This is a genomic window from Rahnella sp. AA (assembly GCF_002834385.1).
Taxonomy (GTDB): Bacteria; Pseudomonadota; Gammaproteobacteria; order Enterobacterales; family Enterobacteriaceae; genus Rahnella.
The window spans coordinates 1-11,174 of the sequence record NZ_PITQ01000020.1 but is presented as its reverse complement, the minus strand read 5'-3'; the positions used below and the strand labels follow the sequence as shown (position 1 = coordinate 11,174).

The 11,174-nt window shown below is 48.9% G+C and carries 15 protein-coding genes; 9 read left to right on the top strand and 6 right to left on the bottom strand.

Annotated elements, in window-relative coordinates; translation table 11 throughout:
• Positions 1-16: 16 nt before the first annotated feature.
• The 4 genes from rplQ to CWS43_RS26450 all read left to right on the top strand — a co-directional run bounded on the left by rplQ (position 17) and on the right by CWS43_RS26450 (position 1,655).
• Positions 17-406, top strand: coding sequence for a 50S ribosomal protein L17 (rplQ, locus tag CWS43_RS26465; protein ID WP_034793661.1), 390 nt, complete (start codon positions 17-19; stop codon positions 404-406).
• Positions 407-567: 161 nt separating this feature from the next.
• A complete protein-coding gene (locus CWS43_RS26460; protein WP_101080133.1) occupies positions 568-936 on the top strand; it encodes a DUF1992 domain-containing protein in 369 nt (122 codons plus the stop codon).
• A 2-nt stretch (positions 937-938) separates the two neighbouring features.
• Positions 939-1,355 (top strand): Zn(2+)-responsive transcriptional regulator, encoded by a 417-nt coding sequence (gene zntR, locus CWS43_RS26455; RefSeq protein WP_101080132.1) that lies wholly within the window; start codon positions 939-941, stop codon positions 1,353-1,355.
• 99 nt (positions 1,356-1,454) lie between these two features.
• A complete protein-coding gene (locus tag CWS43_RS26450; protein WP_101080131.1) occupies positions 1,455-1,655 on the top strand; it encodes an alternative ribosome-rescue factor A in 201 nt (66 codons plus the stop codon).
• A gap of 30 nt (positions 1,656-1,685) precedes the next feature.
• On the opposite strand, the gene mscL is transcribed toward CWS43_RS26450, so the two are convergent.
• From mscL to def, 5 genes are all read right to left on the bottom strand, one after another.
• Positions 1,686-2,102 (bottom strand): large-conductance mechanosensitive channel protein MscL, encoded by a 417-nt coding sequence (mscL, locus tag CWS43_RS26445; RefSeq protein ID WP_101080130.1) that lies wholly within the window; start codon positions 2,100-2,102, stop codon positions 1,686-1,688.
• Between the two features lie 124 nt (positions 2,103-2,226).
• Positions 2,227-3,603, bottom strand: coding sequence for a Trk system potassium transporter TrkA (gene trkA / locus CWS43_RS26440; RefSeq protein ID WP_101080129.1), 1,377 nt, complete (start codon positions 3,601-3,603; stop codon positions 2,227-2,229).
• Between the two features lie 60 nt (positions 3,604-3,663).
• The gene (gene rsmB / locus CWS43_RS26435) at positions 3,664-4,953 is read right to left on the bottom strand and encodes a 16S rRNA (cytosine(967)-C(5))-methyltransferase RsmB (protein ID WP_101080128.1); all 1,290 of its coding nucleotides are present in this window, start codon (positions 4,951-4,953) and stop codon (positions 3,664-3,666) included.
• Between the two features lie 74 nt (positions 4,954-5,027).
• The gene (fmt, locus tag CWS43_RS26430) at positions 5,028-5,987 is read right to left on the bottom strand and encodes a methionyl-tRNA formyltransferase (RefSeq protein ID WP_198555937.1); all 960 of its coding nucleotides are present in this window, start codon (positions 5,985-5,987) and stop codon (positions 5,028-5,030) included.
• 1 nt (position 5,988) lies between these two features.
• A complete protein-coding gene (gene def, locus CWS43_RS26425) occupies positions 5,989-6,501 on the bottom strand; it encodes a peptide deformylase (RefSeq protein ID WP_101080126.1) in 513 nt (170 codons plus the stop codon).
• A gap of 128 nt (positions 6,502-6,629) precedes the next feature.
• Between def and dprA the strand changes: the two genes are divergently transcribed.
• The 5 genes from dprA to aroE are packed head-to-tail and all read left to right on the top strand — an operon-like array spanning position 6,630 to position 10,222.
• Positions 6,630-7,799 (top strand): DNA-protecting protein DprA, encoded by a 1,170-nt coding sequence (dprA, locus tag CWS43_RS26420; protein WP_101080125.1) that lies wholly within the window; start codon positions 6,630-6,632, stop codon positions 7,797-7,799.
• Positions 7,771-8,244, top strand: a complete 474-nt coding sequence (locus CWS43_RS26415) for a DUF494 family protein (protein ID WP_101080124.1) — start codon at positions 7,771-7,773, stop codon at positions 8,242-8,244. Before dprA ends, CWS43_RS26415 begins: the two co-directional genes overlap by 29 nt.
• Positions 8,245-8,268: 24 nt before the next feature.
• The gene (locus CWS43_RS26410; RefSeq protein ID WP_101080123.1) at positions 8,269-8,829 is read left to right on the top strand and encodes a type I DNA topoisomerase; all 561 of its coding nucleotides are present in this window, start codon (positions 8,269-8,271) and stop codon (positions 8,827-8,829) included.
• Entirely contained in the window at positions 8,822-9,391 is a 570-nt protein-coding gene (gene tsaC, locus CWS43_RS26405) for an L-threonylcarbamoyladenylate synthase type 1 TsaC (RefSeq protein WP_101080122.1), read from the top strand. Before CWS43_RS26410 ends, tsaC begins: the two co-directional genes overlap by 8 nt.
• 12 nt (positions 9,392-9,403) lie before the next feature.
• Entirely contained in the window at positions 9,404-10,222 is an 819-nt protein-coding gene (gene aroE / locus CWS43_RS26400; RefSeq protein WP_101080121.1) for a shikimate dehydrogenase, read from the top strand.
• A gap of 49 nt (positions 10,223-10,271) precedes the next feature.
• Here aroE and CWS43_RS26395 read toward each other — a convergent pair whose 3' ends face one another.
• A complete protein-coding gene (locus CWS43_RS26395; protein WP_101080120.1) occupies positions 10,272-10,811 on the bottom strand; it encodes a gamma carbonic anhydrase family protein in 540 nt (179 codons plus the stop codon).
• Positions 10,812-11,174 lie beyond the last annotated feature (363 nt).

The window sequence follows — 11,174 nt, the reverse complement described above, 5'->3', positions numbered from 1 at the left end:
TGAGAAGGATAAGGTCATGCGCCATCGTAAGAGTGGTCGTCAACTGAACCGTAACAGCAGCCACCGACAGGCTATGTTCCGTAACATGGCCGGCTCTTTGGTTCGTCATGAGATCATCAAGACGACCCTGCCGAAAGCGAAAGAGCTGCGTCGCGTTGTTGAGCCGCTGATTACTCTTGCCAAGACCGACAACGTTGCAAATCGTCGTCTGGCATTCGCCCGTACTCGTGATAACGAGATCGTGGCAAAACTGTTTAATGAACTGGGCCCGCGTTTCGCGAGCCGTGCCGGTGGTTACACTCGCATTCTGAAGTGTGGTTTCCGTGCAGGCGACAATGCGCCGATGGCTTACATCGAGCTCGTTGATCGTGCAGAGTCACAAGCAGAAGTAGCAACTGCTGAATAATCTGTAGATGCATGAAAAAGCCGGGCTTTGCCCGGTTTTTTTACGTCTAAAATTTGGCACTTTAAAATTTTTCACCTCCGGTACCATTCATCCTGAATTTCTCTTTTTTCCGCGCTATGCTGCTCTGACGGTAAAACTAACAGTTTGGCTGAGGCAAAATCATGTTTCTGATTGACCAGTGGGTTGAGAAACACATTAAAGAGGCTCAGGAAAATGGTGAGTTCGATAACCTTCCAGGAAGTGGACAACCTCTTATCCTGGATGATGACAGTGGTGTTCCAGAAGAGCTGAGAACAGCTTACCGCATTCTCAAAAATGCGGGTTATTTGCCTCCTGAGCTACAGGATCGAAAAGAAGCGATCGAATTAGATCATATGCTGACTGTTCTAACTCGAGATGATCCTCAGTTTTCTATCATTGAAAAGCGTCTCAAAGTCCTCCAACTGCGTTTGCAGCAGTCGGGGATGGATACCGACTTTCTTAATGGTCAGTACAAAGAAGCGCTGAAGAATAAATTTAGAGGTAAGTGACCATGTATAAAATTGGTGAGTTAGCTGCTTTGGCGGGCGTTTCTACAGATACTGTTCGTTATTATGAAAAACAGGAAATGATGGCGGCTGGTTTGCGAAACCCCTCCGGCTATCGTCAGTATGATGATAACGACTTACAGAGGTTGCGTTTTATCCGCTATGCAAAATCTACTGGTTTTACGCTTGAAGCAATAAAGGAGTTGCTCTCGATTCGCGTTGACCCCTTGCATCACACTTGCCAGGAATCAAAGTCTATCGTAGATGAGCGCCTCGCGGAGGTTGAGTTGAAATTGCAAGAACTCACTCAGATGCGAGAATCGTTGCAAAGATTAAGTGCTGCGTGCTGTGGTTCTGCGCACACCAGTGAAAGCTGCTCAATTTTGGAGGCACTTGAGGATGGGGCAGGAAAAGTGGCCTGATTTGCTCAAGCATTTTGAAAAGTACTACCGGTCGGAAATTAAACGCAGTATGATGCGCTTGCATTGCAGCCTATTGCATTTCTAAGAACAGAGGAATCTATGACTCAGTATAAGCACCAAAAAGGGACCATTCAGGATAATGCCTTGCAGGCTCTTCTTCATGATCCACTGTTTAAGCAGCGCATTGAAAAGAATCTAAAGGGTAAGGGAAGTTATCGTAGAAAAGAAAAAAATGGGAAAGGGAATTATATGGAGGGCAGTGTTGAGCGTTTAATCGAATATTCAACACTGCCCTTCTAAAACTGAAAGCAACAGCAACTTTTTTCTTCGTTACAATCTCGGTGTTTGCTGCTCTTTAAGCAGATCGCGAATTTCTGCCAGCAAAGTTTCTTCCGCAGTCGGTTTCGGTGGTGCCGCAGGAACATCTTCCTGTTTACGGCGCATTTTGTTCATCAGAGTGATTGCGCAGAAGATTGCCAAAGCAACAATGACGAAATCAAAAATATTTTGGATAAACACACCGTAATGCATTACGACTGCCGGTACCGTTCCTTGTGCGTCTCTGAGTACAAAAGCGAATTGCTTGAAATCGACTCCACCAATCAGTAAACCCAGCGGTGGCATAATAATATCAGCAACAAATGATGACACTATCTTGCCGAAGGCTGCACCAATGATTACACCGACGGCAAGGTCGACCACGTTGCCACGCATGGCAAATTCACGAAACTCTTTCATAAAACTCATAAAATACTCCTTGGCAAATTCATCAAATGTGTCCAATCAAGTAAAGACCATATGTTGCGTCTTCGCTACAAAAGTTCTCTACTGAATCCCGCTTAACGCCATAAACTATCGGTAACTCATCAATTTATAAGAAGAACGGGCTAGGTTGGAACAGGCGTTCCACATCCCTGACAAATTTCTTATCTGTAATGAACATCACCACATGATCACCTTGTTGGATCCTGCTATTTCCATTAGCAATGATGACGTCATTCCCGCGGACGATCGCGCCGATAGTCGTACCAGGCGGTAATTTGATTTGCTCTACCGTACGGCCGACGACTTTAGAGGTTGTCTCATCGCCATGCGCAATCGCCTCAATCGCTTCGGCGACACCACGGCGTAACGACGAAACGCTGACAATGTCGGCTTTTCTGACATGCCCAAGCAGTGCTGAAATCGTTGCCTGCTGAGGTGAAATCGCAATATCAATCACGCTTCCTTGCACCAGGTCCACATACGCGCTGCGCTGAATGAGAACCATCGCTTTCTTGGCACCCATACGCTTTGCAAGCATCGCCGACATGATGTTTGCTTCATCATCATTGGTGATCGCAATAAATACATCGACCTGTTCGATATGTTCTTCTGCTAGCAGCTCCTGATCAGAAGCATCGCCGTAGAAGACTATTGTGTCCTGCAGCAGCTCGGCCAGCTCAGCTGCCCGCTGCTGATCGCGTTCGATTAGTTTTACGCTGTAATTCTTCTCAAGCTTTTGCGCCAACCCGGCACCTACATTGCCACCACCGACAATCATGATTCGCTTGTACGGTTTTTCCAACCTCTGCAGTTCGCTCATAACCGCACGGATATGCTGAGAGGCGGCTACAAAGAACACTTCGTCACCGGCTTCTATAATGGTTGAACCCTGCGGGCGAATCGGACGGTCCTGGCGGAAAATTGCCGCAACGCGAGTTTCGATATGTGGCATATGTTCACGCATTGAGGAAAGCGCATTACCTACCAGCGGACCGCCGTAATAGGCTTTCACTGCAGCTATACTCACTTTCCCTTCTGCAAAGTTCACAACCTGTAATGCACCCGGGTACTCGATTAGTTTGTAGATGTAATCGGTAACTAATTGCTCTGGTGAAATCAGGTGGTCAATCGGTACAGCTTCAGGGTGGAAAAGCTTTTCGGATTCACGGATGTATTCCGTAGAGCGAATGCGGGCAATGCGGTTGGGAGTATTGAAAAGTGAATATGCAATCTGGCATGCCACCATATTGGTTTCGTCAGAATTAGTCACTGCCACCAGCATATCGGCATCTTCAGCCCCGGCTTCGCGGAGCACGCGCGGGTGAGAGCCATGCCCTTGCACAACGCGCAGGTCGAATTTATCCTGGAGTTGACGTAACCGGACGGTGTTGGTATCGACAACGGTAATGTCGTTGTTTTCACCTACCAGGTTTTCAGCGAGTGTTCCGCCAACCTGTCCGGCACCGAGAATTATTATTTTCATATGACTCTCTGCTTGGCCGCGAAGATTTCAGCCTGAATAAGTAGCATTAATACTAAACAATCAGCTTTTGATCAGTTTAGCGTAATAGAAGCCATCGCCGTCTTCCGTGTGCGGAAGGTTTTGTCTGCCAGGTTTTTCCGCTGTGCCGGTCTCAACCAGCGTCGCATCCGGGTGGGATTTCAGAAATTCCGCTATTTGCAGGCAGTTTTCTTCGGGCAAAACTGAACATGTCGCATAAACCATTACACCTTTGCTTTTAAGGCGTGGCCACACTGCTTCAAGGATCTCTTTTTGCAAGCCCGCAAGCTCAGCAATATCGCTATCCCTGCGCAGCCATTTTATGTCGGGATGCCGGCGGATAACGCCGGTCGCCGAACAGGGTGCATCCAGCAGAATACGGTCAAAAATACGGTCGCCAGCCCAGGCCTGTGGATCACGGCCATCGCCTTGTTTCACTTCCGCATTGAGTTTTAAACGCTGCAGGTTCTCATGAACACGCTTCAGGCGTTGTTCATCCACGTCCACAGCCAGCACATGAGATTTAGGCGCTGCTTCCAGTATGTGGGTCGTTTTGCCGCCAGGCGCGCAGCACAAATCGAGGATCGTCTCGCCATCCTGCGGATCCAGCAGATCAACGCTGCCTTGTGCAGAAGCGTCCTGAACCGTAACCCATCCTTCTGCAAATCCGGGAAGCAGGCTGACCTGACAAGGCGTGATCAGACGCAATGCATCCGGATACTCAGGGTGTGGAACGGCTTCAATCTGAGCTTCATTCAATAAACGAAGATAGTCGTCGCGGGTATGGTGTCTGCGATTTACGCGCAGCCACATTGGCGGTCTTTGATTATTGGCATCAACAATGCTTTCCCAGGCGTCGGGGTAAGCTTTCTTCAGGCGGGTAAGAAGCCAGCTCGGATGGAGATAGCGGCTATCGTTATTAGCCATCCGTTGCAGCAGTTCTTCCTGCTGACGCTGGAACTGCCGGAGAACGCCGTTGATCAGGCCTTTTAGCTGAGGACGCTTTAGTGCCACAGCACCATCGACCGTTTCTGCCAACACTGCGTGAGCAGGAATACGCGTATGAATCAGCTGATACAGGCCAACCATTAGTAAGTAATGCAGCGTCCGTTGCTTTCCCGTCAACGGTTTTGCCATGAGTTGCTGCAGGCACCATTCGAGCTGAGGCAATACCCTCAGCGTGCCGAAACATAGTTCCTGCAATAACCCGCGATCTTTATCTGAAATATTTTTCTGCAGACCTGGAAGGACCGTCGACAAAGACAGACCTTTGTCTAAAACCTGGCTGATGGCTTGAGCTGCAATACTACGGATATTATAGGCTGTTTTCATTGTTCAAATGGCTGAATGGATCAGCATTATCAAAGAGATAAGGCCCGACGAAATATCGGGCGTAGTCGGAAGGCTCAGGCTAAACGAGAACCTTCGATAAACCATTCACGACGAGAGTTCAGCAAATCCTGTGCAGACATTGCTTTTTTACCTGAAGGTTGCAGTTGGGTGATATTCAGAATGCCGTCAGAGGTAGCAACCTGGATCCCTTTTTTATCCGCAGAAACAATCGTGCCGGGCAGGGTACTGTGGCTTGCAGGCAAACTTTCAGCTGACCAGACTTTTACGGGCTGGTCATCAATCATAAAGAAACTGACTGGCCACGGATTAAATGCACGTATGCAGCGTTCCAGCTGGTCAGCGGAAAGCGTCCAGTCTAAGCGTGCTTCCTCTTTGCTCAGCTTTTCCGCATACGTAACGAGTTCTTCGTTCTGAACTTCTGGTTGAGCCGTGCCGTTCGCCAACTGCCCGAGTGTTTCAAGCATACCTTCCGGGCCCAACTCTGCCAGCTTGTTGTACAACGAGGCGCTGGTATCTTCCGGAAGAATGTCGCATTCCACTTTATGCATCATGTCGCCGGTATCCAGGCCAACATCCATCTGCATGATGGTGATACCGGTTTTGGCATCGCCCGCCCATAAAGAACGCTGAATTGGCGCGGCACCACGCCAGCGTGGCAACAAGGAACCGTGCACGTTAATACAGCCCAGTTTAGGCATATCCAGTACAGCTTTAGGCAGAATCAGGCCATAAGCCACGACCACCATCACATCAGCTTCCAAATCGGACACTAATGACTGGTTTTCTTCAGGGCGCAAAGATTTCGGCTGAAACACGGGAATATCATGAGCCAGTGCCAGCGTTTTTACCGGGCTTGCAGTCAGCTTATTACCACGGCCGGCCGGGCGGTCGGGTTGGGTGAATACACCCACAACCTGATGTTCTGATGACAAAAGCGCGTCAAGATGACGCGCTGCGAAGTCTGGGGTACCGGCAAATATGATCCGCAAAGCAGTGTCCTGTGTTACTCGAATATTAGTCAGCCCGTGCGTTCAGCTTGGCCATTTTTTCCATCTTCTGGCGGATACGCTGACGTTTCAGTGGCGACAAGTAATCCACGAATAATTTACCCACCAGATGATCCATTTCATGTTGGATGCAAATCGCCAGTAAGTCATCAGCTTCCAGCTCGAAGGTTTTACCCTCACGATCCAGAGCGCGGACTTTCACTTTCTCAGCGCGTGGCACAAGCGCACGTTGATCCGGGATCGACAGGCAGCCTTCTTCAATACCGGTTTCGCCGCTTTTTTCCAGCAGCTCCGGGTTGATGAGAACCAGGCGTTCGTCGCGATTTTCAGAGACATCGATAACGATAATCCGTTGATGAATGTCTACCTGAGTTGCAGCCAGGCCAATGCCTTCTTCTGCATACATGGTTTCAAACATATCATCCACGATCTGCTGAATTTCGGCGTTAACTTCTTTGACCGGTTTTGCAGTAATGCGAAGCCGCTCGTCTGGGAAATGTAATATCTGTAATACGGACATATTTTTCTGGATCTTTATTCAATTGATTGAAGATATATAGACTCTATTCTAGACATTTCCTGTCCCGATTGACAGCATCGTCTGCCAATTGGATCCGTTGCTGAAAGGCATCGAACAGGGAAGAGATAATGACATTACAGGAAGTATGGATAAGGTTGTCGGCCGTGAAACGTCTGGATGCTGCCCGCGTGGATGGGATCATTGAGGTATTATTTTGCAGTGGTGCTTATTCACCGTCAGCGTTAGCGGGGTGTGGGCTCTTACCTGAACAAATCGCAGATTTTCAGCATATTAATCAGCAATGGTTATCGGCTTCGCTAAAGTGGCTCGACGGAAATAATTGCCACCTCATTATATTCGGCAGTGAGTTTTATTCTCCTCTGCTCACACAAATATCATCGCCGCCTCTGGTTTTATTTGTTGAAGGAGCCGCTGATTTGCTGTTGTCGCCGCAAATAGCAGTGGTTGGCAGCCGCGATTACACCCATTACGGAGAACAATATGCGCAGGTTTTTGCGGGCGGACTGGTTAACAGCGGGTTTACTGTAACCAGCGGTCTAGCTGCCGGGATAGATGGTGTCAGCCACAAAGCCACACTTGAAGCACAGGGCAAAACGATTGCAGTGTTGGGCAGCGGTTTGATGAAGCGTTATCCATCCCATCATTCGGCGCTGGCAGATCAGATTATCGGGCAGGGAGGGGCGTTGGTTTCAGAGCACTTAGTGACAACTCCGCCTTTGGCGGCAAATTTTCCCCGCCGGAATCGCATTATCAGTGGATTGAGCGCGGGCGTGCTTGTTGTTGAGGCAACGCTTCGCAGTGGCTCATTAATTACTGCACGCTATGCCCTGGAGCAGGGAAGGGAAGTCTTTGCACTGCCTGGGCCATTAGGCAGCCCGACGTCAAAAGGGACGCATTGGCTGATTCAGCAAGGAGCTTATCTGGTGACTGAGCCTAACGATATTGCCGAGCATATTGGCAGCGGCTTAACCTGGTTTCCAAATATCCGGACACCAAAACAGTCAGAAAGGCCTCCTGATAAGGGAAACAGGACACCAGAGGCGATTATTTGTGCGCAAGAATACGAAGTTGAATTGCCATTTGCTGATGTGTTGGCTAACGTAGAATATGAGGTGACATCTGTTGACGTCGTCGCCGAACGTGCCGGCCAACCTGTGCCAGAAGTGGTAGGTAAACTACTCGAGCTGGAGTTAGCAGGATGGATCGCAGCTGTATCCGGCGGCTATGTCCGAATTAAGAGGGCAAGCCATGTTCGACGTACTAATGTACTTATTTGAAACTTACATTCACAACGAAGCGGAGATGAATGTTGACGAGGATAGGTTAACGGATGACTTGACCGAGGCTGGTTTTCACCGGGCCGATATTCACAATGCGCTGAATTGGCTTGAAAAACTTGCGGATATGCAAGAGGGTGGAACCCCATCTTATATGCTGGATTCAGATCCTTCAGCATTACGTGTTTACACCGACGAGGAAACGAGCCGGTTAGATAGCAGTTGTCGTGGCTTTTTGTTGTTCCTGGAACAGATAAAGGTTTTGAACTTCGATACCCGGGAAATGGTTATCGATCGTGTTATGGCTCTGGACACTGAAGAATTCGATCTTGAGGATCTTAAGTGGGTGGTGCTGATGGTTCTTTTTAATATTCCCGGATATGAAAGTGCATATCAGCAAATGGAAGAGCTGTTATTTGAAGTTAATGAAGGTTATCTGCATTAAGAGATAACAGGTAAAACGTAACATATGACAAAAGCAGCACTTTTTGCTGAGAAGCAAAATGAATCCTGTCCGGAATGCGGGGCCGAACTGGTGATCCGTAGTGGTCGCCACGGCCCTTTTCTCAGCTGTTCATCCTATCCACAGTGCGAATATATCCGCCCCCTGAAATCACGGGCCGACGGGCATATTGTGAAAATTCTGGACGGGCAGTTATGTCCTAAATGCAGCGCCACGCTGGTGCTTCGCCAGGGACGTTATGGGATGTTTATCGGGTGCAGCGAGTATCCGGAATGCGACCATATTGAAGTCATCGATAAACCCGAAGAAACCAGCCTCGGTTGTCCGCAATGCGGTAAAGGACATCTGCTGCAGCGTAAGTCTCGCTTTGGTAAGGTTTTTCACGCCTGCGACCGCTATCCGGACTGCCAGTTTGCCATCAATAATAAGCCCGTTGCCGGCGAGTGCGCGCACTGCCAATATCCTTTATTGATGGAAAAGAAAACGGCGCAGGGTATAAAACTATTTTGTGCCAGTAAACTGTGCGGCAAAGCCGTAGAAATAAAAGATAACGAAGAAAATGAATAAAGAAGCAGAAAACTCACTTGCAAAGGTACTTGAAGCATTAGATCAACAGCAGGTTATCGCTTATCCGACTGAGGCCGTATTCGGGTTAGGTTGTGATCCTGACAGCGAGCAGGCGGTTGAGTCTCTTTTGGCTCTTAAAAAACGTCCTAAAGATAAAGGGCTGATTTTAATCGCCGATAACTATCAGCAACTTCTCCCTTATATTGATGATTCATCATTAACCCATCAGCAACTCGAACATATCTTGTCGCTTTGGCCTGGACCGGTGACCTGGGTGATGCCTGCAAAACCCTCTACGCCTGACTGGCTGACGGGGCGCTTCTCGTCGCTGGCGGTCCGCGTAACCGATCACCCGCTGGTTAAAGAGCTCTGCCAGCAATTTGGAAAACCGTTGGTTTCCACCAGCGCGAACCTGAATGGCCTGGAGCCCTGCCGATTTGCTGATGAAGTCCGTCTCCAGTTTGGTGAGGATTTCCCCGTGCTTAACGGCCAGGTGGGTGGAAGAGAAAACCCATCTGAAATCAGGGATGCCCTCACCGGCGATCTCATTCGTCAAGGTTAAGGAACGAAAGTCATGCCCTCTTTCGCGGTATTCGGTAATCCAATCAGTCACAGCAAATCCCCCCGTATTCATGCATTGTTTGCCAGCCAGACAGGGCTTGAACACAGTTATGGAACAATGCTGGCGCCAAATGAAGAGTTTGAAGAAACGCTGCGATCCTTTTTTGAAAAAGGTGCCAGCGGGGCAAACATTACCGTGCCTTTCAAAGAGCGGGCATTTGCTGAATCGGATGAACTTACCGACCGCGCGGCGATGTCTGGCGCTGTAAATACTCTCAAAAAACTTGAAGACGGAAGACTGCTCGGGGATAACACCGACGGCATAGGAATGTTGAGTGATCTGGAACGTCTGGCGCTTATTCAGCCCGGCGATCGGGTATTGCTGATAGGCGCTGGCGGAGCTGCGCGGGGAGTGATCCTTCCGCTTTTATCCTACGGATGCTCTGTTGTCGTCACGAACCGTACTTTTGAACGTGCACAACATCTCAGTCATATATTCGAGAGCAAAGGTGATATCCGGGCTCTTGCGTTCAGCGATCTGGCCAGCGAGAAATTCGATCTGATTATCAATGCGACGGCATCAGGTATTAATGGTGAAATCCCGGCAATCTCTGAGCAGGTTTTCACTGCACAGACGCGCGTTTACGATATGTATTATCAGGCCGGTCTGACGCCTTTTCTTCAGTGGGTGAAAGACAACGGTGTGACGCATTATGCTGATGGTTTGGGAATGCTGGTGGGACAGGCCGCTCACGCCTTCTATTTATGGCACGGTATTATGCCGGAAATTGAACCCGTGCTGGCGCAGTTAAAACAAGATTTACTGGGCTAACTGAAAGAGCCTGAACAGCCTTGTTGCATAAGCTGTCCAGGCTCGTTAACTATTTACTCGCCAGATAGACATCTTTCCATGTGACATAGTTATTTGAAGAGTAGGTCAGCCCCGCAAGTTCATCGGCGGTCAGTTCGCGGATCTGCTTAACCGGGCTTCCTAAATAGAGATAGCCACTTTCGAGCCGCTTTCCTGGGGGAACCAGACTCCCTGCACCAATCATCACATCATCTTCTATGATTGCTCCATCCAGCAGTATTGATCCCATTCCTACCAGAACCCTGCTTCCGATCGTACAACCATGCAGCATTGCTTTATGCCCGACCGTGACGTCTTCGCCAATAATAAGAGGGTGCCCTTCAGGATTCTGGCGGGAATGATGAGTCACATGCAGCACGCTGCCATCCTGCACATTCGATCTGCAACCTACTGACACACTATTTACATCACCGCGTATGACAACCAGCGGCCAGATACTGACATCATCCGCGAGATCGACATCCCCGATAACAACACTGGAAGGATCCACCATCACCCTTTCGCCCAATGTTGGCGTTAACCCCTGATAAGAGCGCAAAGCCTGAGACATAGGTAAGTACCTCATAATTGAGTTTTAACCTTGGCAATATAGTCCTGGCTGCGGGAAATACCAATTCAGGGGCGGTAAGAACGGTGCCAAAACCAGCGGATCGGACGAGATCTCCGCGAAAGGGTCGAAAAACACGCAGTCGATCCTTTTATTCAAAAAAAGGCTTGTGCAAAAAATTCGGATCCCTATAATGCCGCTCCATCGACAGGGAACAACGTGAACAACATCACGAAGTGACCGGGTCGGAAAGATTAAAAACAGCGGCAACCGGATGAAATAAACGGTTGACACTGAATGAGGAAAGCGTAATATACGCCACCTCGAGTTAGCAAGCGAAAGCGCGTAACTCACTGCTCTTTAACA

Coding starts and splice junctions, on each gene's coding strand:
- rplQ (WP_034793661.1), top strand. CDS start 17: ATGCGCCATCGTAAGAGTGGTCGTCAACTGAACCGTAACAGCAGCCAC.
- CWS43_RS26460 (WP_101080133.1), top strand. CDS start 568: ATGTTTCTGATTGACCAGTGGGTTGAGAAACACATTAAAGAGGCTCAG.
- zntR (WP_101080132.1), top strand. CDS start 939: ATGTATAAAATTGGTGAGTTAGCTGCTTTGGCGGGCGTTTCTACAGAT.
- CWS43_RS26450 (WP_101080131.1), top strand. CDS start 1,455: ATGACTCAGTATAAGCACCAAAAAGGGACCATTCAGGATAATGCCTTG.
- mscL (WP_101080130.1), bottom strand. CDS start 2,102: ATGAGTTTTATGAAAGAGTTTCGTGAATTTGCCATGCGTGGCAACGTG.
- trkA (WP_101080129.1), bottom strand. CDS start 3,603: ATGAAAATAATAATTCTCGGTGCCGGACAGGTTGGCGGAACACTCGCT.
- rsmB (WP_101080128.1), bottom strand. CDS start 4,953: ATGAAAACAGCCTATAATATCCGTAGTATTGCAGCTCAAGCCATCAGC.
- def (WP_101080126.1), bottom strand. CDS start 6,501: ATGTCCGTATTACAGATATTACATTTCCCAGACGAGCGGCTTCGCATT.
- dprA (WP_101080125.1), top strand. CDS start 6,630: ATGACATTACAGGAAGTATGGATAAGGTTGTCGGCCGTGAAACGTCTG.
- CWS43_RS26415 (WP_101080124.1), top strand. CDS start 7,771: ATGTTCGACGTACTAATGTACTTATTTGAAACTTACATTCACAACGAA.
- CWS43_RS26410 (WP_101080123.1), top strand. CDS start 8,269: ATGACAAAAGCAGCACTTTTTGCTGAGAAGCAAAATGAATCCTGTCCG.
- tsaC (WP_101080122.1), top strand. CDS start 8,822: ATGAATAAAGAAGCAGAAAACTCACTTGCAAAGGTACTTGAAGCATTA.
- aroE (WP_101080121.1), top strand. CDS start 9,404: ATGCCCTCTTTCGCGGTATTCGGTAATCCAATCAGTCACAGCAAATCC.
- CWS43_RS26395 (WP_101080120.1), bottom strand. CDS start 10,811: ATGTCTCAGGCTTTGCGCTCTTATCAGGGGTTAACGCCAACATTGGGC.